The 24375-nt window shown below is 62.0% G+C and carries 18 protein-coding genes; 13 read left to right on the top strand and 5 right to left on the bottom strand.

Annotated elements, in window-relative coordinates:
• Positions 1-57: 57 nt before the first annotated feature.
• Genes ACZCWR_RS06290 through hemC form a run of 3 tightly spaced genes read right to left on the bottom strand, consistent with a single transcriptional unit; the run spans position 58 to position 4303 of the window.
• A complete protein-coding gene (locus ACZCWR_RS06290) occupies positions 58-1251 on the bottom strand; it encodes a heme biosynthesis HemY N-terminal domain-containing protein (RefSeq protein ID WP_487302852.1) in 1194 nt (397 codons plus the stop codon).
• Positions 1251-3296 carry a fused uroporphyrinogen-III synthase HemD/membrane protein HemX gene (gene hemDX / locus ACZCWR_RS06285; protein WP_487302851.1) on the bottom strand — a complete coding sequence of 682 codons (2046 nt, stop codon included), beginning with the start codon at positions 3294-3296 and terminating at the stop codon, positions 1251-1253. Before hemDX ends, ACZCWR_RS06290 begins: the two co-directional genes overlap by 1 nt.
• On the bottom strand, positions 3296-4303 hold the full coding sequence (hemC, locus tag ACZCWR_RS06280; RefSeq protein ID WP_487303266.1) for a hydroxymethylbilane synthase: 1008 nt from the start codon (positions 4301-4303) through the stop codon (positions 3296-3298). Before hemC ends, hemDX begins: the two co-directional genes overlap by 1 nt.
• Before the next feature lie 326 nt (positions 4304-4629).
• Here hemC and ppc point away from each other — a divergent pair, with 326 nt between their 5' ends.
• The gene (gene ppc / locus ACZCWR_RS06275) at positions 4630-7689 is read left to right on the top strand and encodes a phosphoenolpyruvate carboxylase (protein ID WP_487302850.1); all 3060 of its coding nucleotides are present in this window, start codon (positions 4630-4632) and stop codon (positions 7687-7689) included.
• A gap of 985 nt (positions 7690-8674) precedes the next feature.
• Here ppc and ACZCWR_RS06270 read toward each other — a convergent pair.
• Both ACZCWR_RS06270 and ACZCWR_RS06265 read right to left on the bottom strand, forming a co-directional pair.
• Positions 8675-10339, bottom strand: coding sequence for a tetratricopeptide repeat protein (locus ACZCWR_RS06270; RefSeq protein ID WP_487302849.1), 1665 nt, complete (start codon positions 10337-10339; stop codon positions 8675-8677).
• 155 nt (positions 10340-10494) lie between these two features.
• Positions 10495-11256, bottom strand: a complete 762-nt coding sequence (locus tag ACZCWR_RS06265; RefSeq protein ID WP_487302848.1) for a class I SAM-dependent methyltransferase — start codon at positions 11254-11256, stop codon at positions 10495-10497.
• A gap of 111 nt (positions 11257-11367) precedes the next feature.
• On the opposite strand from ACZCWR_RS06265, the gene ACZCWR_RS06260 reads away from it, so the two are divergent.
• The 12 genes from ACZCWR_RS06260 (at position 11368) to ACZCWR_RS06205 (ending at position 24373) form a co-directional block, all read left to right on the top strand.
• Positions 11368-12192 carry a helix-turn-helix transcriptional regulator gene (locus tag ACZCWR_RS06260; protein ID WP_487302847.1) on the top strand — a complete coding sequence of 275 codons (825 nt, stop codon included), beginning with the start codon at positions 11368-11370 and terminating at the stop codon, positions 12190-12192.
• A 69-nt stretch (positions 12193-12261) separates the two neighbouring features.
• Complete coding sequence (gene argH / locus ACZCWR_RS06255; protein WP_487302846.1) at positions 12262-13665, top strand: argininosuccinate lyase; 1404 nt, start codon at positions 12262-12264, stop codon at positions 13663-13665.
• Positions 13666-13798: 133 nt separating this feature from the next.
• The gene (locus tag ACZCWR_RS06250) at positions 13799-14161 is read left to right on the top strand and encodes a hypothetical protein (RefSeq protein ID WP_487302845.1); all 363 of its coding nucleotides are present in this window, start codon (positions 13799-13801) and stop codon (positions 14159-14161) included.
• A 337-nt stretch (positions 14162-14498) separates the two neighbouring features.
• A complete protein-coding gene (locus ACZCWR_RS06245; RefSeq protein WP_487302844.1) occupies positions 14499-16598 on the top strand; it encodes a glycosyl hydrolase family 18 protein in 2100 nt (699 codons plus the stop codon).
• An 87-nt stretch (positions 16599-16685) separates the two neighbouring features.
• Positions 16686-17156 carry a type II secretion system major pseudopilin GspG gene (gspG, locus tag ACZCWR_RS06240; RefSeq protein ID WP_487302843.1) on the top strand — a complete coding sequence of 157 codons (471 nt, stop codon included), beginning with the start codon at positions 16686-16688 and terminating at the stop codon, positions 17154-17156.
• 17 nt (positions 17157-17173) lie between these two features.
• The gene (locus tag ACZCWR_RS06235; RefSeq protein ID WP_487302842.1) at positions 17174-18358 is read left to right on the top strand and encodes a type II secretion system F family protein; all 1185 of its coding nucleotides are present in this window, start codon (positions 17174-17176) and stop codon (positions 18356-18358) included.
• Positions 18359-20005 carry a GspE/PulE family protein gene (locus ACZCWR_RS06230; protein WP_487302841.1) on the top strand — a complete coding sequence of 549 codons (1647 nt, stop codon included), beginning with the start codon at positions 18359-18361 and terminating at the stop codon, positions 20003-20005.
• A gap of 10 nt (positions 20006-20015) precedes the next feature.
• Positions 20016-20816, top strand: coding sequence for a hypothetical protein (locus tag ACZCWR_RS06225; protein WP_487302840.1), 801 nt, complete (start codon positions 20016-20018; stop codon positions 20814-20816).
• A complete protein-coding gene (locus tag ACZCWR_RS06220) occupies positions 20813-21388 on the top strand; it encodes a hypothetical protein (protein ID WP_487302839.1) in 576 nt (191 codons plus the stop codon). The genes ACZCWR_RS06225 and ACZCWR_RS06220 overlap by 4 nt, the downstream gene beginning before the upstream one ends.
• A complete protein-coding gene (locus tag ACZCWR_RS06215) occupies positions 21385-21906 on the top strand; it encodes a hypothetical protein (protein ID WP_487302838.1) in 522 nt (173 codons plus the stop codon). The genes ACZCWR_RS06220 and ACZCWR_RS06215 overlap by 4 nt, the downstream gene beginning before the upstream one ends.
• Positions 21903-22448 (top strand): hypothetical protein, encoded by a 546-nt coding sequence (locus ACZCWR_RS06210; protein WP_487302837.1) that lies wholly within the window; start codon positions 21903-21905, stop codon positions 22446-22448. Before ACZCWR_RS06215 ends, ACZCWR_RS06210 begins: the two co-directional genes overlap by 4 nt.
• Complete coding sequence (locus tag ACZCWR_RS06205; protein WP_487302836.1) at positions 22445-24373, top strand: secretin N-terminal domain-containing protein; 1929 nt, start codon at positions 22445-22447, stop codon at positions 24371-24373. Before ACZCWR_RS06210 ends, ACZCWR_RS06205 begins: the two co-directional genes overlap by 4 nt.
• The last annotated feature ends 2 nt before the right edge of the window (positions 24374-24375 follow it).

Below are 24375 nucleotides of genomic sequence, written 5' to 3'. Positions count from 1 at the left end.
AAAAAGCCGCATGGGCCTGAAATCCATGCGGCTTTTTCGTTGCTGCGTGACGAGCGTTCAAACCACGTTCATCGCCAACGCACTCGCCCGATAATGCTCGGCCGCCTTATCGGCTTCGCCCAGTTGCTCGAACAACCGCGCCAGCGCGCGATGCGTGCGGATCTTCAACGGCTCGTTGTCCGCCAGCTTGAGCGCCTGTTCAAGAAACGCCTGCGCCTTGCCCCACAACTGCTGATGCAGACACAAGCGCCCGAGCGTGAACAGCAAATCCGCGTCCTCGGTGCGCTCCTTCTGCCACGATTCCGCGCGCTGAATCAAAGGGAACGCATCCCCGCCGACGATGCAATCCGGATAACGCCGCAGCAAGCGCGCATCCCAGTTATGCGACAGCGCATCTTCGACGATCTTCCGCGCTTCCGCGCGACGATCCAGCGCGATCAGCAATTCCGCCGCGAGATCGGCCAGACGCGGCGACTGCTTTTCGGTCGGCGAGAGCGATTGCCAGAACTCCAGCAACGCATCTGGATTGTGGCGACGATCGCGCAGCAGATTTTCCGCCGCCACTTGCCGCAGCCGCACCGCCACCGCCGGATGCAGCGCCTCGCGCTTCTCCAGCATGCGCACGAGCTTGAGCACTTCGTTCCAGTTCTTCAACTGCTGCTGCGCGCGCAGGGCGATCTGCTGCGCGTGAATGCGCCGTCCGCCCTGCGCCTGCATTTCCGTCAGCGCGATGAGCGCGCCGTCCGCATCGCGGCCATCGGCGCGCATGTCGGCGGTGGCCATCAAGCGCGCGTCCTGCCAGTCGGTGCCGGAGACTTGCGCGAGCCACGTATCGCGCCGCGCATATTCATGCAGACGATGCGCCGCGCTCGCGCCGACGAGACTCGCCGCGCCCTTGTTGTCGTCGAAGGTGAGCGCATCGCGGGCGGATTTTTCGGCCTTTGCGAAGCGGCCCGCGTACAGATGGCCGACTGCATCGCGCAACGAAGCATTCGCCTTGGCGATCTTGCTGCGCCCGCGATATGCCGCCACGCGCGCCGGCATTTTCCACACGCCGCGCGCCGCGCGGATGATCCCGTACAGCACGATGAACAGCACCACGAGCGTCACCACGAACAGATTCAGCGACACGTCCACGCGATACGGCGGCATGACCAGCAGGATTTGCCCGCCGTCGAAGCCGCCGACCGTCGCGATCACCACCGCGACGGCGAACAGCAAAGCGAGCCAGATGAGTCCACGTATCGTCATTATCCGCCTCGCTTGAACTGATGCACGGCGGCGAGGCTGGCGTTCAGGTTCGGCAAGGTGACCGCGGGCGACGCGGCATCGACCTGACGCACGAGTTCCTGCACGGCCTGCACTTTCTTCGATGCCGGATCGAAATAGCGGCCAAGCGCGGTATCCGCTGCATGAAGGTCCGACTTGAGCGTGGGTTCGCTGCGTGAAAGCAGCGAGAGACGCGCGGACAGCAGCCGCAACTTCACGTTTTGACGCACGAAGTAACCCTGATCGGGCGACACCAACATGGCATCCGCGTTATCGATGCGCCGCACCGTCACGAGACCCGACAACTGTTGCCACACGCCGCCCGTGATTTGACGCCACAGCACTTTCCAGCGCGGCTCGCCGGTCGCCGCCGCGACCGATGCGCTGTCGGGCGCGTCGGCCGTCTGTGTGCGCGTATTGGCGATGGGCGCTTCGCCCTGCAACGGCAACTGATCGATCTGATCGATGGCCGTATCGAGCTTGATGGCGAGCCCCGTCAGGTCGGTGGAAGGCGTGGCCTTCAGCTTGTCGATGTCGGCGGCAATCGCCTTGCGGATCGTCACGATCTGCGGGCCGGTGCTGGCGGCAAGCCGTTGGTCGGCGCTTTGCAGCGCGAACAGCGCGAGTTGCACGTTGCCGGTCAACTGCAATTGCTGGCTCGCGCTCGACAAAATTTGCTCGACTTCGGCGAGCGTCCAGTCGTCGCGGTTGCTCGCCAAGTCCTGATATTGCTGCTGCAAGGCCTGGCTATGCGTTTCGGCATCGGCGAGCTTGCCTTGTAGCTGGATAAGCTGCGTGTTGAGCGCGTTGGTGGCGCTCGCGGCCTGATCGGACTTGGCGCGCAGTTCCGCGTTTTGCGCGTCGGCCTGCTGGACTTGCTGCGTCAGTTCCGCGTCGTGGCGCTCGAACTTGCGGTTCAGCACGAAAGCGCCCGCGCCCGCTGCCACCGCGAGAATAACGATGACGAACCACAACGACACGAGTCCCGCGTTGCCGCGCCGCTTCTCCTGCTGCTCATAAGGCGTGAATGGCGTGTTCGGCGGCACGGGCGGTGTCACGTTCGGCTGAGGTGAATCTTTGTTGGAATCGTTCGAATCAGTCATGCGTGATTGAGCCGGTTGGTTAGCCGGTTGATGAAGCGGCGCATTGGCCGTGCGGGATGCAGCGTCCGCCTGCGTGGAAGTGGAAGCAGACGCATCCGGTGCGCGAGGGAACAGCGTTTCGATTGTTTCGACGATGCGCTCATCGCCCGCGCCGGACACCGTCATCCTATCAAAACCCGCCTGCCGCGCGGCCTCGGCGATCCGTGGATGCGGACACACGAGCGGCGCGCGCTTCAGGCGCACGATTTCATCGGCGGTGAGATGTTCGCGCGCGAGTTCTTCGAGATTGCGCACGCCTTCGGAACTGGTGATGAGCCACGCGTGCGGACCGTCGGCGAGCAGCGCGTGAATGCGCTCCCACTTCTGCATGGACGGCTCGGGCAACACGCGGTGGTACGCGGTCGCTTTCTCGACGAGCGCGCCCGCTTCGGTCATGCGCTCGGCGAGCCATTCGCGGCCGCCGTCGCCGCGCACGATCAGCACGCGTTTGCCTTCGAGACCGGTTTCGCCGAACTCCGCTTCGATGGCCGTGTAAAGCGCTTCGGAATCGAAACGCGGATCGGCATGCTCGCCCGAAGGACTGATGACGCGATACGCCGGCGCGCTCACGCCCTGCTTCGCCAACGCGGCGACGCTGCCCGGCCCGACGACCGCGAGCGGCACATCGGCGGGCCACGCCGAATGCAGGCGAGTGAACGCATGATCGATCGCATTCGGCGACACGAACACGACGAGCGCATAACGCTGCGGTCCGTACAGTTCGTCGAGCGCGGCGCGCAGCGGGGCATCGTCCGCGACTGGTGTTATATCGATGAGCGGGAACTCGATCGTCTCGAAGCCCGCATCGTAAAGACGCGCGACGAGCGCGGCCGATTGCCCGCCCGGACGCGTGACGATGATCGTGGCGCGGCGTGCGGCTGCCATCAGGACTTCGACTCCGAAGGCGCGGTGTTCGGACCATCCGCGCGATGCAAGGTCGTGAGCGCATCGACGATTTCCATCGCGCCTTGCGCGGCGAGATCGGACGACACGCGCTTGCCCAGTTCCAGCGCTGCGGCGAGATCGGGCGTCTGCACGTGTTCTTCGGCGCGCAGCACGCGCTTGCCATCCGGCATGGCAACGATGCCACGCAGATGCAGCGCGTCGCCCTTCCATTGCGCGAACGCAGCCAGCGGCACTTCGCAACTGCCACCGAGCGCACGCGACACCGCGCGTTCTGCTTCGACGGCGAGCGCGGTCTTTTCATCATGAAGCGGCGCGAGCCACGCGATCAGATCGGCACGATCCGCGCGAATCTCGATACCGAGCGCGCCCTGTCCCGCCGCCGGCAAACTATCCGATGCATCGAGCCGCGCACGAATACGCGCTTCCATGCCGAGCCGCATCAAACCGGCGGACGCGAGAATGATGGCCGCGTAATCGCCGCGATCGAGCTTCGACAAACGCGTATCCAGATTGCCGCGCAACGGACGCACATCGAGATGCGGAAAGCGCATACGGATCATGGCTTCGCGACGCAAACTCGATGTCCCGACGATGCTTCCCGCAGGCAGTTCGTCGAGCGAAGCATAGTGCGTGGAGACGAAGGCATCGGTCGGATCTTCGCGTTCGAGAATGGCGCCGAGCGTGAAGCCATCGGGCAGTTGCATCGGCACATCTTTCAGCGAATGGACGGCGAGATCGGCGCGGCCATCGGCGAGCGCGGCTTCGAGTTCCTTCACGAAAAGACCCTTGCCGCCGACCTTGGACAAGGTGCGGTCGAGAATCTGATCGCCGCGTGTCGTCATTCCGAGGATTTTCACGTCGCAACGTGGATATAATTTGTGCAGCGCACACCGCACATGCTCGGCCTGCCACATGGCGAGCCGGCTCTCACGCGAGGCAATCGTGAGGCTTGCGGGCGGTTGCGTCGAATGCGTCTCGGAGTTGATTGAAGCCATTGAAGCTCGATCGAATGACGGGATTGAATAACGAACAATGGTAGCACGCACGCCACGGTCATCTTATCGACTGGCGTCGCGCAAAGCCTTGCCTGATGCGCCTTCCGGCGCGCGCCTGCCGTCTTGCGCGTGATCCTCGGCGGCTTGTCCGAAAGGAAGGCCGTGGCGCGGCTCGTTCAGAACAAGCCGTCTTCGCGCACGTCCGTTCGCGATCATCGTAAAAGCACGGGCAGTCGTTGTCGGATGCCGCGTGTTTTGCGCTCGTCGCCGATTTTTGTCGATGTACCTTGGTTTGGCTGCCCATGAGGAGAACCCACGTGACGTCTTCCGGACCGGCGCGCTCCAAGCGCCGCCAAGCGGTATCGCCCGACTCTCTCTCCGACGCGCCGAACGCGGCGTCGTCGTCCTCCGCCTCTGTCAGCATGACGAAAGCCGCAGCCGCCGAGAAGGCATCGCGCGCTTCCGTGGAGCCTTCTTCCGAGCCGATTGAAGGCAAGGTCAAGGGCAAGAAGAAGAAGGCCAAGGTCGAAGCTGCCGAAATCATCAACGGTACGTCTGTGCCCGCGCGCGATGACAAGGACCGTCCGCTGTTCGAGGACATCCGCTATCTCGGCCGTTTGCTGGGGGATGTTCTTCGCGAACAGGAAGGCGACGACGTGTTCGATGTCGTCGAATCCATTCGTCAGACCGCTGTGAAGTTTCGCCGCGAGGACGATGTGGATGCCTCGCAGTCGCTCGAAAAGCGTCTGCGCGGATTGTCGCCGGAGCAGACCGTGTCCGTCGTGCGCGCGTTCAGCTACTTTTCGCATCTCGCGAATATCGCGGAGGACCGGCATCACAATCGGCGGCGGCGCATTCACGCGCTTGCGGGTTCGGCATCGAAGCCGGGCACCATTTCATATGCCATCGAGCATATGCGCGAGCTGAAGAATGTCAGTTCGACGCGCAAGCTGCTGCACAAGTTCTTCGATAACGCGTTGATCATGCCCGTGCTCACTGCGCATCCGACCGAAGTGTCGCGCAAGAGCATTCTGGATGCGCAACACGACATCGCACGCCTGCTTGCCGAGCGCGATCAGGAATTGACGGCCCGCGAACGCGCGCATAACGAAGCGGTGTTGCGCGCGCGCGTGACTTCGCTCTGGCAGACGCGCATGCTGCGCGAGGCGCGTTTGAGCGTTGCGGATGAAATCGAAAATGCGCTCTCTTATTACCGCGCGACTTTCCTCGAAGAGATTCCCGCGCTGTATGCTGACATCGAAGATGCGCTGCGCGAACACGGCCTGCCCGCGCGTCTGCCGCCGTTCTTTCAGATGGGAAGCTGGATCGGCGGCGACCGCGATGGCAATCCGAACGTCAATGGTTCGACGCTGGAGAACGCCATCACGCGGCAAGCGACGGTCATCTTCGAACATTATCTGGAGCAGGTTCATAAGCTCGGCGCGGAGTTGTCCGTGTCCGACTTGCTCGCCGGTTCGAGTGATGCGCTGAAGGCGCTTGCGGAGGCATCGCCGGATCAGTCGCAGCATCGTACGGACGAGCCTTATCGGCGGGCGTTGATCGGCATTTACACGCGGCTGGCCGCGAGTGCGCGCGTGCGTCTGGGCGAAGGCGCGGTGGCGTTGCGCAGCGCGGGACGCGGTGCCGCGCCGGTGCGCGCGACGCCGTATGCGGATGCCGCCGAATTCACGCGCGATCTGAACGTGCTGATCGATTCGCTCACCGAACATCACGGTGCGCCGATGAGCATGTTGCGGTTGTCGCCGCTGGCGCGGGCATCGGAAGTGTTCGGGTTTCATCTGGCGAGCATCGACTTGCGGCAAAGCTCGGATATTCACGAAGCGGTCATCACCGAACTGTTTTCGCGTGCGGGCGTGGTGGCGGATTATGCGGCGCTCAGCGAGGAAGAAAAGCGCGCCGTGCTGCTGAAAGAGCTTGGACAACCGAGGCCGCTGCGTCTGCCGTATGCGGAGTATTCGGACCTCGCGAAAAGCGAACTCGGCGTGCTCGAAGCCGCGCGCGTGACGCGGGAGAAGTTCGGTGCGCGGGCGGTGCGCAACTACATCATCTCGCACACGGAAACGGTCAGCGATCTGCTCGAAGTCATGCTCTTGCAGAAGGAAACCGGCGTGCTGCAAGGCTATCTCGGATCGAAGGACGATTCGCCGCGCGATGGGCTGATGGTGATTCCGCTGTTCGAGACCATCGAGGATTTGCGCAATGCGTCCGTCATCATGGGTGAGTTTTTTGCGCTGCCGGGTATTGCGAAGCTCGTCGAGAATCAGGGCAATGAGCAGGAAGTGATGCTCGGGTATTCGGACAGCAACAAGGATGGCGGTTTTCTTACGTCGAACTGGGAGTTGTACCGCGCGGAATTGGCGTTGGTATCGCTATTTACGAAGCGCGGGATCACGTTGCGTCTGTTCCATGGACGCGGGGGCACCGTGGGACGTGGCGGTGGTCCGACCTATCAGGCGATTCTTTCGCAGCCGCCGGGCACGGTGGCGGGACAGATTCGTCTCACCGAGCAAGGCGAAGTGATCGCGAGCAAGTTCGCGAATGCCGAGATCGGGCGACGCAATCTGGAGACGGTCGTGGCGGCGACGCTGGAGGCATCGATTGCGCCGCACGAGAACGCGCCGGCCGATTTGCCGAAGTTCGAAGCAGCGATGCAGTCGCTTTCCGACTCCGCCATGGCGGCTTATCGTGCGCTGGTGTATGAGACGCCAGGGTTCACCGACTACTTCTTTTCATCGACGCCGATTGCTGAGATTGCTGAACTTAATATCGGCAGCCGGCCTGCTTCGCGGAAGTTGCAGGATCCTAAGCAGCGGAAGATCGAGGATTTGCGGGCGATTCCGTGGGGCTTTTCTTGGGGGCAGTGCCGTTTGCTTCTGACTGGCTGGTATGGGTTCGGGAGCGCGGTTTCCGCCTACCTCGATGGCGCGGGTTCGGATGCCGAGCGCGGCAAGCGGCTTAATCTCCTGCGCAAGATGCATAAGACGTGGCCGTTTTTTACCAATCTGCTTTCCAATATGGATATGGTGCTGGCCAAGACCGATCTGGCTGTGGCTTCGCGGTATGCGCAACTCGTGTCGGATAAGAAGCTGCGCAAGCTGGTGTTCGATCGGATTGTGGCTGAGCATGAGTTGACGTCTTCCATGCTTGGGGAGATCACCGGGCGCAAGGAAAGGCTTGCGGATAATCCTTTGCTGGCGCGGTCTATTAAGAATCGGTTTCCTTATCTCGATCCGCTTAATCATTTGCAGGTGGAGTTATTGAAGCGCCATCGCGCCGGGGATCAGAATGTTCGGCTCAGGCGAGGGATTCATTTGACGATTAATGGGATTGCGGCGGGGTTGAGGAATACGGGGTAGGTTTTTTGAGGAGTTTTTTTTCTTCGGGGAAGGGGCTGCTGTTGTTGGTTTTATTTATGCAGTAGCCGCCTCCCCGGCGGGGGGATCACTTTCTTTGCTGCTGCAAAGAAAGTGATCAAAGAAAGCAGCTTTTCCAAACAGACAGTGCCGGTTGAAACGGCAAGTGGATTAAGGTTTGCTCTTGGCGACAATAGTTACCCACGTCGGAGGCCTGCCCGGCCTGTAAGGGGCTAGGCCACCTTGCGATTACGCACCTCTTGTCGTATGGCAAAGCGGTCCGCGCTCATCCTTCCAACTTTGTCGGCGCCCCTGCGCCGCCTCGCTAGAGGGTCTGCAAGGGAAACACAGAGTGTGCATGTCGCCACTAAGAATGCTCAAGCGCCATCGCTGGGACGCTATTCGGCCCTACCGTTACTTTGAGGTGGGTGGTAAATAAGCGCTAAACATCAGTGGCCAATCGTTAAAGCATGGCACTTCTATTCGGCCTCACCATTGCTTTGAGATGGTCAGCAAAGAAGCGCTAAGCGCGGTTAGGCCGAATAGCATTAAAGCGATGACATTTGATGATGTCGTGAGCCTTGGTGATCTGCCGGGTTCCCTTGCAGACTGCCACGGCGAAGGCGCGTGAGCGCGAAAAACGCCGCGCGGATGACTGCGCACCACTTTGCTAGACCGACAGAGGTGCGAAATAGGCGCGTACCAAGCCCCTTGCAGGCCGGGCAGGCCTCCGAGGTGGATAACTATTGTCACCAAGCGCGCCCATTAATCACTTGCCTTTTCAAGCGGCACTGTCTGGTTGGAAAAGCTTTCTTTGATTACTTTCTTTGCAGCAGCAAAGAAAGTGATCCCCCCGCCGGGGAGGCGGCCACTGCATAAACAAAACCACAAACAGCAGCCTTGCACGAAAACGTAGAAAGCAGCCCTCAACCAGACAGACAGCGAAGGCAACACATCCCCCGACACTGTCTGATAGTTCGCGTATCGGCTAATACATCTCATATCGCTGGCAAAGGCCGCCTCCCAATCCTCCTGTTCGAGCATCGAATTTCTCAGCGGTTGTCGCAAATTCCCCGGCTTGCACAGCCATCCGCAGCGCCTGCTCAACTCGTTCAATCACGCCATTCCAGTCATCAGGCCGCTCCTGCCTGAAGATACGCGCCGACGGATACCACGGCGAATCCTCACGATCGACCAGCCAGCGCCAGTCACCATCGAAGGGCAACATAATCCACACCGGCTTGCCCAATGCGCCTGCAAGATGCGCCATACTCGTATCCACGCTGATCACCAGATCGAGGTTCTGAATGATCGCGGCCGTATCCGCGAGATCGGTGACGCCATCCATCATGTCGGCCGGGCGCAACTCCGCTGGGATTTGCGTTAGTTCCTCTTGGTTGGAAATTAACTGAAGACTCACGAATTCGACATCGCGATTGCTCAATAAGCCGCCAAGACTTTTCAGCGCCATCGTGCGTCCCGTATCCGTAATGCGCCGTCCGGGCCGTGGCTTGTCGAGGCCCCGACTGGCGGCCCAAACCAGGCCAATCCTCGGTTTTTCACACGACACGCGCGCGTTCAGAACGTCTTGCCACTGGACGACAAGATCCTGCGGTAGCCGGAGGTAAGGCACATCCGCAGGCAGGTTATCGAGTGTCATGCCAAGGTGATGCGCCGCGCTTATCATGTAGCACCACGCGTCGTACGAGGCAAACTCGACGTTCTGTGAAGCATCGAGCACCTCATCGATGCCATCGACAAAGCCCATCAGGCGAACCAGAACAGGCTGGCATCCAACTGCGAGTCTGGACAGACCTAGCGCCTTGAGCATCGGCATGAAGCGGGCAAACTGGATTGCATCGCCCAATCCCTGTTCAGGCACAACGACTAATGCCTTGCCCGCGAGCGAATTGCCCGCCCATCTCTTGTCCGGGGTTTCTCCCACGGTCGGATAGGGGAACAGAAAATTCTCGGTGTCCCATTCTTTCGATTTTTCGAAACGAGATTCGTAGAACTTCCACCCATCCTCGTACCGTCCAAGTTTGAGCAGAATGAACGCGAGCGTGAGTTTGACGGCTGGATTATTTGGGTAATGGACAAGAGCCTGCCGCCCGAACTTCTCCGCCTCCTCGGGGCGCTGCAAACCCGTCAATGCGAATGCCAATCCGTTGTACACCTGAACCGCGGTCGGATCGAGCGTCAGCGCACGCCTGTATGCCATTTCAGCCTCGGCGAAACGCCGCCTGAGTCTGAGTAAATCGCCGAGCGCTATGTACGCTAACGCACCATTTGGTTCCAGCGCTATCGCTCGACGAAATGCGTGTTCAGCCTCGTCCCAGCGAGCCAAGCTCTGCAAAACGCGTCCAAGAAAGCGATGCGCATCCGGCCAAAGCGGCTTGATGCGCACCGCGCGCTGCAATGCAAATACCGCACCGTTTGACTCGCTGAGATCGATCAACACACAAGCAAAGTTGAACGCAATGTCGGCCGATCCAGGATTGAGCCAAAAAGCTTTCTGAAGCGATGCCTTCGCCTCCTGAAACCGACCCAGCTGGCGTAGATGCAGGCCCAGATTATTGTTGGCCGCCGGGGATTCCGGGCTCGTCGCCACGCGGTGACGAAGATCCGCTTCAACTTGATCAGAGAAAAACATGCAGACTTTTGGCCTTGGAAATTCGAGCCGCGAATTTTAGTTCAGACTGCCAATAAAAAGCGCCGCTTCGGTCGCGTTTCTGTGATGTTTCGTCAAAGCCTCGCGGCTCGCAAGGCTTGCCATCCGTCTCATTCGATCCCGTCGATACCCCCTCGTCACCCCGACGTCGCCTCCACCAAAATCGCATCGAGTTCGAACGAGCCGTCGTCCTGCACGGCGAAGTACGTCCGCACTTCGTCCGGCGCGCGCTCCCACATCGAACGAATCGCGACGACGCGTTCCGCAGGCGTGCGCATGCGCGTGACCCATGCATCGAACTCCAGCGCGATCCGCCAGCGCTCCGACACATGCGCCTCAAACCCCGCATCGCGAAACATGGAAACCCACTCATCGACACGATAATCGCGAACATGCGAAGCATCGCGCAATAATTCGATCCCCTGAATATGCGTGTCGAAAAGCGGATCATCGATGCCCGCGATATCGATAAACCTGACCCGCCCACCGGGCTTCAACACCCGATGCACTTCCCGCAGCGCCGCCGGCACATTCCGCCAATGATGCGCACTCATCCGGCTGATGACCCAATCGAACGATGCATCCTTAAACGGCAGTGATTCCGCCGCACCCTGCTGCGTGCGCACCGACGAAAGCCCACGCTCCCGAGCAGCCGCATCGACAGTAGCAAGCATCTGCGGCGCGATGTCATAAGCCACCACCTCACGCACATGCGGCGCGACCGCAAAACTCGCGTGCCCCGCGCCGCAGCCCATGTCGAGGACGACGGCATTGCCGCATGTCGCCGCAAAAGTAGCCGCAAGGTTCTGCAAATCCGCGCCTGTCGCGTGGACCGCGCTCGTGAGATAGGCGGCGGCGGTGCTGCCGAACGCGTCGGCGACTTGATCGTGGTGTTTCATCGCGATTTTCCGTTTGGTCGTGGGGATGAATCGCTACAATAGAGCCCGATTTGTACCAGTACAAGTTGACCAATTATCCTGGTATCCAAACCACCTGCCGCTCGCGAAGAAATGAGTCCGTCATCAAAGAACACAGCGGAGAATATCGACGAAACCCCGGCCCGCGCGCTCGGCGATTTCATCCGCGCACACAGGGAGCGGCTCTCGCCGCAAGCCGTCGGACTGCCGCCCGGCCCGCGCCGCCGCACGCCCGGTCTGCGTCGCGAGGAAGTGGCCGCGCTGTGCGGTGTCAGCCCGACGTGGTACACGTGGATCGAGCAAGGCCGCCCGGTCTCCGCCTCCGCCGATGCACTCGCGCGCATCGCCGTGGCGCTGCAACTTTCGCGTGCCGAACGCGCGTATCTGTTTGAACTGGCCGCGCAACGCGATCCCGCCGAGCCGGACCCGGCGACTCAGGACGCGCCCGCCGCGCTGCTTCAGACGGTCGGTTTGATCGAGGCACCCGCGTACGTGCTCGACCGCCAGTGGAACGCGGTGCGCTGGAACGCGCATGCATCGGCGCTATTCGTTGGCTGGCTGGACGGCGCGCACGACCGCAATCTGCTCACCTACACGTTCACCTCGCCCGCGGCGCGCGAACTGATCGTCGATTGGGACACGCGCGCGCGACGTCTCGCCGCCGAATTCCGCGCCGATTCCATCCGCCATCTGAACGATCCGCCCACGCGCGCACTGATCGACTCGCTCTCCTCCGCAAGCGACGCCTTCGCGCGCTACTGGGCCTCGCAAGACGTGTTCGAGCGCGAAGGCGGCGAGCGCGCGTTCGATCATCCGGTGCGCGGTCGTATCGTGTTCGATCAGATCACGTTCAAGCCCGCGCATCGCGAGGATTTGAAGCTGGTGATCCTCGTCGGGGCAACCGTGCCCAAATGTTAAAATCTTCGACTTCCGGCTCGCAGAATCGCAGAGCGGGCCGTTTCCATCGCAAAGCGCACACCACACACCATGACGTCCCAATTGCATAAAAAAGGCGAAGCCTGGTCGGCTCGCTTCTCCGAGCCGATGTCGGAACTCGTCAAACGCTATACGTCGTCGGTGTTCTTCGACAAACGCCTGGCGCTGGTCGATATTCAAGGCTCGCTCGCGCATGCATCGATGCTCGCGGCGCAGAAGATCATCGGCGCGGACGATCTCGCGGCCATCGAACGCGGCATGGCGCAGATCAAGGGCGAAATCGAGCGCGGCGAATTCGAGTGGAAGCTGGATCTGGAAGACGTGCATCTGAACATCGAGGCGCGGTTGACGGCCTTGATCGGCGATGCCGGCAAGCGCCTGCACACCGGCCGCTCGCGCAACGATCAGGTCGCGACCGATATCCGCCTGTGGCTGCGTGGCGAGATCGACCGCATCGTCGAGTTGCTGAAGGATTTGCGCGTGGCGTTGATCGACATGGCCGAGCAGCACGCGGACACCATCATGCCGGGCTTCACGCATTTGCAAGTGGCGCAGCCGGTGACGTTCGGGCATCACCTGCTCGCCTACGTCGAAATGTTTTCGCGCGATGCCGAGCGCATGCGCGACGCCCGCAAGCGCGTGAACCGTCTGCCGCTGGGCGCGGCGGCGCTCGCAGGCACCAGCTATCCGATCGACCGTCACGCCGTGGCAAAAACGCTCGGCTTCGACGGCATCTGCGCGAATTCGCTCGATGCCGTGTCCGACCGCGATTTCGCCATCGAATTCACGGCGGCGGCCGCGCTCGTCATGACGCACGTTTCGCGCTTCTCCGAAGAACTCGTCTTGTGGATGAGCCCGCGCGTAGGCTTCATCGATCTGGCGGACCGTTTCTGCACGGGTTCGTCGATCATGCCGCAGAAGAAAAACCCCGACGTGCCCGAACTCGCGCGCGGCAAGACGGGCCGCGTGAACGGGCATCTGATGGCGCTGCTCACGCTGATGAAAGGCCAGCCGCTCGCGTATAACAAGGACAATCAGGAAGATAAGGAACCGTTGTTCGATACCGTCGATACGGTCGCGGACACGCTGCGCATTTTCGCGGAAATGGCTTCTGGCATCACCGTGAAACCGCAAGCGATGCGCGCCGCCGCGTTGCAAGGTTTCTCGACGGCGACCGATCTCGCGGACTATCTCGTCAAGCGCGGCCTGCCCTTCCGCGATGCGCACGAAGCGGTGGCGCATGCGGTGCGGATCTGCGTAGATCGCGATTGCGATATCGCGGACTTGTCGCTCGACGAGATGAAAAAGGAACTGCCGAACGTGGCGCATCTGCTCGGCGAGGACGTGTTCGAATATCTCACGCTCGAAGGCTCGGTCGCGAGCCGCGATCATCCGGGCGGCACCGCGCCGGATCAGGTGCGTGCAGCGGCGAAGGCGGCGCGCGCGGCGTTATGATTGTTTCGCTTTAGTCGCTTCCTTTGATATCGAAGGCCGTTCGCAAGAACGGCCTTTTTGTTTCCGATCGTGCTTTACGCGCTGGACGCGCTTCACCTAGTCTTACCGATGTGCTTTGCATTCCCGAGTCATCATGAACATGCGCACGCTTCATCGGACTGCGTTGACCGTCTTGCTGGCGATGAATGCAATCGCTGCGTCATCCGAAACGCGCTCGACGCATCACGCTTCGCAATTCGATGTCAGGCTGAGAATCGAGAGCACCTGCGCGATCGAACGGCCTGCCGTGCCGGTCGATCTCGGTCAGGCGCGGCACGTCGCGGTGCGCTGCGCGGTGCAAACGCAGCCGTATGCCATCGATATCGCGGCGCAATCGGCGTCCGGCGAGCCGATGTCATTGCAGACCATCGCGGGCCAAATTCACGACAAGCACGCTTCGCATGACGCCGATGCCGAAACGTATCTTCCCATCGTCACGGTGACGGTCGCCTTCTGACGCATCCGTTCATTCAAACGATGCGAGTCGCGCGGTCTCGTCATAAAACGACCTTCAAACAAGCAACGCCACGCGCACTCGTTGTCATTCCCGCGTTGACATTTCCATCGTCAAACAAGGTATTTGCCAACTGAATTAGAAGGAAACCTAATCATCAATTCTTGGCTTGAATACTTCCTATCGTTGGGTTATCACTATATCCGCACATCTGCATCCGGACTCGGCATGAAACGAGCCGAATGCTCCGACCGTCGGAATCGGTGAAACAAACCCGCGCGAGCAATTGGAGACCACTCCCATGCGTTGCATTTATAAGCATTCCAGAGCAACTTCGATCATGATGGCCGTCGTCGTTGCCTATTCCGTCAACGCTCACGGAGCCGAATGGAAGGAAGGCACGACTTACTCGGCGGGCACGACCGTTACTTATAACGGACACACGTATCAGGCTTTGCAGACACACACGGCCTATCCCGGCGCGGGATGGATGCCATCGACGACACCGACGTTGTGGAAGGATCTGGGTGCATCGGGTACGCCGACGCCTGCGCCCGCGCCCGCGCCGACTCCTGCGCCTACGCCAGCGCCGACACCCGCGCCAACTCCGACGCCAACGCCGACGCCGACGCCAACGCCAACGCCAACGCCAACGCCGACGCCAACGCCAACGCCAACGCCGAGCCCTTCATCCTGCTTCGATGCATGGTCCGCATCGCAGGCCTATGCGAATGCCGGCACGCGCGTGACCTATGGCGGACGCAACTATCGAAACAAGTGGTGGACGCAGGGCGACAACCCCGCGCAATCGGGACAATACGGCGTGTGGGAAGACATCGGCGCATGTTCCGGCGGGCCGACGCCTGCACCGACGCCGACGCCAACGCCAACGCCTGTACCGACTCCAACACCGACGCCTGCACCGGTTCCTACTCCCACGCCAACGCCGACGCCAACACCCATGCCAGTACCGACACCAACTCCGGTGCCAGTACCGACTCCGACACCAACACCGACACCCGCGCCGACGCCAACGCCGACGCCGACGCCCGCACCAACACCAACGCCAACACCCGCGCCAACGCCGACCCCGTCCCCCACCCCCGCCGGCGCACACGAAATCGGCGGCTATTTCGCTCAATGGGGCATCTACGACCGCAACTACAAGGTCAAGGACATCGACACCTCAGGCTCGGCGAAACTGCTGACGTTCATCAATTACGCGTTCGGCAACGTCTACCAAAAGAACAACGGTTACGAGTGCGGCATCATCAACAAGGCCGAACCGGGCGCGACCAATCCCGACGCGGCCGATGCAGGCACGGGCGGCGACGCGTGGGCCGACTATCAGAAGGGTTTCGACGGCAACGAATCCGTGGGCGGCAAGGCGGATGTGTGGGACTTCCCCTCGAACGATCCACGCTACGGCAAGAACACCGCTGGTCCGCTGAAGGGCAACTTCAACCAGCTCAAGCTGTTGAAGGCCAAGTATCCGAATCTGCGCGTGATCATTTCGCTCGGCGGCTGGACGTGGTCGAAGTGGTTCGCCAAGGCGGCCGCCACCGACGCATTGCGCAAGCAGCTCGTGTCGTCCTGCATCAACGTGTATATCAAGGGCAATCTGCCGTATGACGCGGCCTCGAACGCGGGCGGCGACGGCGTGGGCACGGACGTGTTCGATGGCATCGACATCGACTGGGAATTCCCCGGCGGCAACGGTCAGCCCTATAACGCCGTCGATCCGAACGACAAGAAGAACTACACGCTGCTGCTGGCCGAGTTCCGCAAACAACTCGACGCCATCGGCGGACAGAACGGCAAGCGCTATCTGCTGACGGTCGCGATCGGCGCGGGCGGCGACAAGATCTCGATGACCGAGCCGGGCGAATACAGCAAGTCGCTCGACTGGATCAACGTGATGTCCTACGACTTCCACGGCGGCTGGGAATCCTCGGGACCGACCGACTTTCAGGCGCCGCTCTACGGTGACCCCGACAGCCCGTCCTACAAGCTGGGCGGCTTCGCGCCGACCTACAACGTGGATGGCGCGGTCAAGGCGCTGCTGGCGGGCGGAACGCCTGCATCGAAGATCGTGGTCGGCATTCCGTTCTATGGACGCGGCTGGACCGGCGTCGCGAAGGGTTCCGGCGACGGGCTCTATCAGAAGGCCACCAAGCCCGCGCCCGGCAAGTACGAAGAAGGCATTCAGGACTACCGGCTTCTCAAGAGCGCGGCCGGGACGTTGTACGAGCATCCCGTCGCGAAGACCTCGTACAAGTACGACGGCACGACCTGGTGGTCCTACGATTCGCCCGTCGCGGTCAAGTTCAAGATGGACTACGTGAAGGCGCAGAGCCTGCGCGGCGCGTTCGCCTGGGAACTCGATGGCGATGGCCCCAACGCCGAACTGCTGAAAGTGATGAGCGACGGGCTCAAATGATCCGCCACGCGCGGCGCGCGTTTCGTCCGGCCTGACCCGGCGAAACGCGCGCGCGCGCCTGAACACCGAACCATGCCGGGGGCTGCCATGTACAACGATTCGACGAAGGCTGCCGCGTTGAGGGGAATGCTGATGCGCCCCGGCATCGGCATGCGCCGGCGGGGCTTCACGCTGCTGGAATTGCTGGTGGTGCTGCTCATCATCGCGTTGCTGGCGGGGTATGTGGGACCGAAGCTGTTCGGAGAAGTGGGCAAGGCGCGCACCAAGACGGCGGCATCGCAGATGAAGGGTATCGAGAGCGCGCTGGATCGCTACCGGCTCGACACCGGCCACTATCCCGACAGCACAGCGGGCCTCGCCGCGCTGATGACCAACGTCGGCAACACGCCGGGCTGGGAAGGCCCGTACATGAGCAGCGCCATTCCGAACGATCCGTGGGGCCGTCCGTATGTCTATCGCTCGCCGGGCGAGAACGGCAAGGACTACGACCTCATCACTTACGGCGCCGACGGCAAACCGGGCGGAACGGGAGAGGACGCGGACATCATCGCGAAATGAACGGCGCGGGGATCGTCATGCGCTATCGCGTCCGGGTCGATACCGACAGCGGCCAGCAAGAGCTCGAGATCGATGCCGACGACGACGCGCACGTGCGCCAGAGCGTCGCCGAGATGGGCTTTTCCTTGCTGAGCGCCACGCCCATCGAGAAGGCCAAACGCGGCTTCACGTTCCGCAAGCCGGTGTTCGAGCGCGCGCTTTTCACGCAGGAATTGATCGCGCTGCTCGAAGCGGGTTTGAGTCTCGTCGAAACCGTGGAAACGTTGCGCGATAAAAGCAAGGAAGGACTTAACCGGACCGTGCTGGCGCAGATCGTCTCCGCGCTTTACGAAGGCGAACCGTTGTCGCGCTCGCTCGAACGTCAGCCGGAGCATTTCCCGCCGCTCTACGTGGCGACGGTTGCATCGGCGGAACAAACCGGTCATCTGGCCGAGGCGCTCAAGCGCTATCACCACTACGACGCGCGGCTTTCCGTGGTGCGCAAGAAGGTCGTGTCGGCGATGGTGTATCCGTCCATCGTCATCGCGACGGGCGCGCTGATCGTGCTGTTTCTCGCGTTCTACGTGATCCCGAAGTTCAGCCAGGTGTTTGCATCGATGAAGGAGATTCCGTTCTCCGCCCGCATGATGCTCGTCTGGGGCAACCTCGTCGAAGCGCATGGCGGCTTGCTGCTCGCGGGGCTGGCGGGAATCGTCTTCGCTGCGGCGTGGTCGTTGCGCAGCGAGAAAGTGCGCGCGCGTTTGTTCGCCCTGTTCCTCAGGATGCCGAAGCTCGCGAACTATCAACGTCTTTTCGCATTGACGCGTTTTTATCGCACGCTCGGCCTGCTGCTCGCGGGCGGCATGTCGATGGTCACCTCGCTCGAACTGGCCGCCCAAGTCTTGCCAGGGCAATTGCAGACCGCGCTGGAAAACGCGCTCGAAGAAATCCGCGCGGGCAAGCCGCTGTCCGGCGCGCTGCCCGCCGCGAATCTCACGACACCGGTCGCGGAACGCCTGATCCGCGTCGGCGAACAAAGCGGCGAACTCGCCGGCATGGTCACGCGTTCCGCCGAATTCTGCGACGAAGAACTGGACCGCGCCATCGACACCTTGATGCGCGTGGTCGAGCCGGTGCTGATGCTGGTGGTCGGCGGCATCATCGGGACGATCATTTTTCTGTTGTACATGCCGATCTTTCAACTGGCCGGAGCCGTGGGGTGAATGATGGAACACGCCGTCGAAAGCACGCCCGACAACCGGACGCGTCAACAGAAACTGTGGGATGAAGCGCAGCACGACACCGGCGACTACTTGCAAAACGTCACGCGGATGCTCGGCCTGCGTGGCTTCGACGCCCACGCCTTGGACACGCTCGAACCGCGCTTCGACCTGCTCTCTTTCGGCGATGCCATGTCGCGCAAATGCCTGCTCGCCGAGGAAAGCGGCGGCCGTCTGTGGCTGGTGCTCGCCGATCCGCTGAACGCAACCTTGCGCGCCTGGGCCATGAACCGCGTGAAGCAGCCCTTCGCGTTCGCGTTCTGCGTCCCCGCCGATCTGATGACGTATCTCGCGCGCCATGAATCGGCGCATCAGGCGCTCACGCAGGTGAATGTGGACAGCAAGTCGGCGACGCTCGCCGATGCGGGCGTCGAGATCACGCTGAGCACACTCGCGGCGGATACGCATCCCGTCATCCGCTTGGTGAATTCGTCGCTGTATGACGCGTTGCGGGCGCGCGCATCGGACATTCATATCGAGAGCACGGCGGCGGGGCTGGTCATCAAGTATCGGATCGATGGCGTGTTGCAGGAAACGGCGACGGCACCCGGCATCGACACGGCGGAGCAGGTTTTGTCGCGCCTGAAGGTCATGGCGGACCTCGATATCGGCGAGCGGCGCATTCCGCAGGACGGGCGCTTCAAGGCGCTCATCAACAAGCGCGAAATCGATTTTCGTGTCTCGATCATGCCGTCGATTCACGGCGAGGACGCGGTGCTGCGCGTGCTCGACAAGCAACGCGGCGATGCGGCCAACACCGCGCTGCGGCTCGATTCGATCGGTCACGATGCGGAAATCGTCGAAGCCATCCGCTCGATTGCGCACGAGCCGTATGGGCTTCTGCTCGTGACAGGCCCGACCGGTTCGGGCAAATCCACCACGCTTTACGCCACGCTCACTGAGATCAACACGGGCGATGAAAAGATCATCACCATCGAAGATCCTGTGGAATACGAACTACCGGGCGTGTTGCAGATTCCCATCAACGACAAGAAAGGGCTGACGTTCGCGCGCGGCCTGCGTTCGATCCTGCGGCACGATCCCGACAAAATTCTCGTCGGTGAGATTCGCGATGGCGAGACGGCGGGCATCGCGGTGCAGGCGGCGCTCACGGGTCACCTCGTGCTGACGTCCGTGCATGCGAACAACGTGTTCTCCGTGCTCGACCGCTTTCTGCACATGGGCGTGGACATGCACAGCTTCATCGATGCGCTGATCGGCGCCGTCGCACAACGTCTGATGCGCAAGAACTGCCCGCATTGCGCGCAAGACGACGATCCGCCCGACGATGCCCTGCTCCGCGCTTCCGCACTCACGCGCGAACAAGTCGCGGGATGGCGCTTTCGACGCGGCGTCGGCTGCGATGCATGTCGTCGCACCGGCTATCTCGGACGGCAGCCGATTGCCGAAGTGCTGCGTCTGAACGATGCGATCAAGCAGTGCTTCATCGAGCGGCGGCCTATCGTGGAACTGAAGCAGTTGGCGTATGCGAACGGTTTCGTGCCGCTGCGCGGCATCGCGTTGCGCGCGGTCGCAGATGGCCGCACGACGTTGGCCGAAGTCAATCGCGTGACCATCGTCGAAGCGTAGCGGAGGCATCATGTCGCGTTGGTCGGAACATGTCGAAATACTGCGCGGGTTGATGCGCAAGCGTCCTAACGTTAGCGTTGGCACGAGCACGACAATCTGGCTCGATGGACGGCACGCGCGAACGGCCGCAGGCGCATCCGTCAAGCTCGCGACGATCAACGATGTCAGCGCGGCGCTCAAGGCCATCGAAGCGCTTTTGCCGAAGTCGGGCGCGCCGGGTCTGCGTGCGTTGCGTATCGTGACCGGCGCGCCGTTCGTGCGTTATCACGCGCTGGCGTGGCAGGCGTTGCCGAAGCCGCAGGACTGGGTGCCCGCGGCGCGCGCACAAGCCGTTCAGGCGGGCGCGGGCGCGGAAGCCTGGCGCTACGCCGTCACCGATGGCGCGTGGGGTCGCGGCCGTCTCGCCGCCGCGATGCCCGAGGCGTTGTGCGTGGGCATCGAACAGTTGTGCAAGTCGCGCAAGATTCGGCTGGCGGGCATCGAGCCGGGCTTCACGCATGCGCTGCGCAAGCATGCTTCGCGCATCAGCGATGGAAGCATCGCCATTGTCGAACTGGAAGAAACCGGAGGCGATGCTGCCATCGCGCATATCGGCCTGCGGCATGGCGGCGGCTGGACCGGTTTCATCGCGCTGCCGATCTTGCCGACGCTAGGAAGCGCGCTCGACGAAGTATTGCGCGATGCCATCGCGTTGTGCGCGAGTACATCGCCTGAACGCCGCTATGTAATTGGTCCGGGCACGCGCGAACGCTGGAGCGTGGACGCAGCGCTCGCCGAGTGGCTGCCCGCACCGTGGGATGTCCCGGCATGAAAGCGCCTACGCTCGATCTGCATCGCGCGAACAAACCCGGTTCCGTCGCGGGGCTGCTGGCGCTTGTCATTGCAATCGTCGCGCTGATCGCCGCGATGCAGTACCTCGACGCGCTCAAGACGCAAGGCGCGGCGCTCGACGAACGCGAATCCACGATTGCGAAGCAGGAAGCGAAGTTTCAGGTCATCAGCCACGCGCATCGCGAATCGAACAATTCGCGCATGGCGCAGATGATGGCGCAGCAACGCTATGCGGCGGAACCGGCGCGCTTTCTGATCGAAGGCGGATGGCATCCGAATATCGCGCTGCTGTCGCTGGATATCGTCACGGCGTCCCGGCAGATCAACATGTCGTTCGAAACGCGTTCGGTGCAGGAAGCGCTGTCGTATGCGGACTGGCTTCAGTCGCAGCCCGGCGCGGCGGACGTGTCGATCAAGCGGCAGATTCAGAAGCCGGGGCCGCCGGTTGCATCGACGGAAACAACGTTGCAGGTCACGTGGAAGCCGTTCGTCGCGCAACCGGTGGCCGCGCCCGAACAGGCGAGTGCGCCCTCATCGGGGATGCGTCGATGAACCGCCTGCCGTGGGAACTCAAACGCGCGCAATGGCGTCTCGACATGTTCGGGATGCTGGCGGTGCTGCTGATCGTTGGCGCGCTCGTCGTGATGCTCGTCGAAGCGTTGCCGTTGCAACGCGACATCGCGCAGCGCGAGGCGGATTTGAACACGCGTGCCGCGCGTCTCACGCAACCGCCGCCGCCCTCGCCTGACGAAGCCGTCGCGCCCATTGGCCCTGAAGAACGCTATCTCGTGTTCCTGCACAGCCTGCATGCAATCGCCGCGAAGAACGGCGTGACGATTCCACAGATCACGTATCAGCTTCCCGTGCAGGACAAGGATTCGCCGCTGCGGCGCTATGCCGTCGAAACCACGTTCAGCGCGACGTATCCGCAGTTCCGCCATTTCTTCCACGAAGTGCGCACGCTGCCCGGCGCGCGATGCGAACGGATCACGCTGTCGCGGCCGAACATCGGCGTGACGCAACTCGAAGTGCGGCTGCAATGCTCGTTTCTCGTGGAAACGGCGAAATGAAACCGCTCGATGTGCGCACGATGAAGGTCTCGTGGCCGGTGCAGGCGTTGATCGTGGCGGCGCTCGGGCTGGGCGCGTTCACGTACTTTCGAGGTGACCGCGACGAACCGCCGCCGCCTGTCGCAACAAAAACGACGCCGCCCACAGCGCCCGTTCATACGGACACCGTAGAAACTGCCGCAATCGATGAACCGCCCGGCATCGACATTTTTCCGGTGCAGACATGGCAGCCGCCACCGCCGCCTCCACCCGAACCACCGAAACCGCTCAAGCCCGTGAAGGCGCCGCCGCCCGAACCGCCGCCCTTGCCATTCGCGGTGCGCACGCTCTGGCTCGATCAGCAAGGCGTGTTTTATGTCGTGCTATCCGGCACCGGGCGCGAGTTTCCGCTCTGCATGAACTGCCACAAAAAAGGCTTTCTGCATCAGGGCGACGTGATCCTGAACGCTTATCGGATCGAGCACATCAGCCGCAATGAAGTCCGCTTCGTCTATTTGCCCCTGAAGCGCGGGCAGACGCTGTCGCTTGGAGAACTGAAATGAGCCGGCTGAAAGGCTTGACCGTCTGTGTGCTGGTTCCGTTGATCGCGGCGTGCGCGGGGGAGATGCATCGTCAGGATTTGCAGAACAAGCTGGCGGGCATGCCGCCCAATGCGCAACTCGACATGCTCGCGCAACAGAACGCGCAGTATCCCGACGATCTGGAAATCCGCAGTTGGTATCTGACATTGCGACGCAGGATGGCGGCGGACTACTTGCAGCGCGCGACGGTGGCGTATCGCGCGGGGGATTCCGCGCAAGCGCTCGCATGGGCGCACAAGGCGCAGGACGCCGCACCCGGCGACGACAACGCGCGCGAAACGATCGCGTGGATCGAGAAGCAGGCGCCGATCGACACCGCCGTGCAATACGCCGAGCGCATCGCGCCGGATCAGCCGCAGGCGGCGCTTTCCATCGCCACCGATGTGTTGAGAAAGCAGCCTGACAACGCACGCGCCATCCGCCTGCGCGACGAACTGACCACGCCGAAAGGTCAGGATCTCGAACCAAAGCTGAACAAGGACCTCAATCAGCCGATCACGGTGCAGTTTCGCGATCAACCGCTCATCAGCATATTTGAGCTTGTATCGAACATCACGGGACTGAGCTTCACCTTCGATCGCGATGTGCAGGCGGCCACGCCCACTACGATCTTCGCGAGCAACACGCCCGTGAAACAAGTGCTGTCGATGGTGCTTCAGGCGAATCAGTTATCGAGCAAGGTGGTGAGCGATAACTCCATCCTCATCTACCCGAAGCGGCCGGACAAGGACACCGAGTACAAGAACCTCGTCGTGCGCACGTTCTATCTTCAGAACGCGCAGGCCGCGCAAGTGCTGGGCGTGCTCAAGCAGATGGTCAAGACGCGCGATGCCGTGCTCGACGAGCGCACCAACGCGATCATCATGCGCGATGCGCCGGACACGATCAAGGTGGCGGAACGCATCATCCGTGCGCTGGATGTGACACCCGCCGAAGTCGTGATCGATGCGGAGATTCTAGAAGTTTCGTCATCCGATCTATTGCAGATGGGCATTCAGTACCCGGACCGGATCAGCTTCGGCCTCGCTGCGGGAACGTCGAACGATACGACACTGCCCGACAACACGGTCACGCTCGATGAACTGCATCATCTCAACAGCAGCGATGTGCTGGTCAGGCTCGGGCCGGTGGGCATCAACTTCTTGCAGACGCATGGCAAGACGAAAACGCTTGCCAATCCGAGCATCCGCGTGAGGAATCGGGAGAAGGCGAAGGTGTTGATCGGCGATCGTCTGCCGGTTGTCACGACCACGCTGTCCGGTAATTTCAGTTCCGAGAGTGTGAACTATCAGGATGTCGGGCTGACGCTGGATGTCGCGCCGGTCATCGTCAACTCCGACGAAGTGCAGGTGAAGCTGCACATGGAAGTGTCGAACGTCACCGATACGATCACGACGACGACCGGACTCGTCGCGTATCAGATCGGCACGCGCACGGCCGAAACCGTCATGAGCGTGCGCAACAACGAAACGCAAATGCTCGCCGGTCTGCTTCAGCGCAACGACCGCAACACGGGTTCGGGACTGCCGGGACTGAGTCGCCTGCCGTTGTTCGACCGCATCTTCGGTTCGCGCACCGACGATGGACGCGAAACCGAACTCGTGTTGCTGCTGACGCCGCGCATCGTGCGTAATCAGGCGATGCCCGCGCCCAACGTCATGCTGTTCGACTCGGGCACGGAGACGCGCATCAGCACGGAACGCGATGTGGTGACGGGCAACGAGAGCGGGCGTGTGCCGGTGACTTTGCTGCCTCCCGCCGCGCCCTCTGCTCCGCCGCCACCGCCGATCCCGCCCGCGCCGCCCGTCGCGATCCTGCCGCCGCCCGCGCCGGTGCTGAAGCCGAACAACGCCGCGCCGCCGCCATCCGACCGCGTTCAACCCTGAAT

This window comes from Caballeronia sp. A2-2, assembly GCF_057612605.2.
Note: the sequence above shows the minus strand (reverse complement) of the source record. Positions and strands in the feature narration are given on the sequence as shown.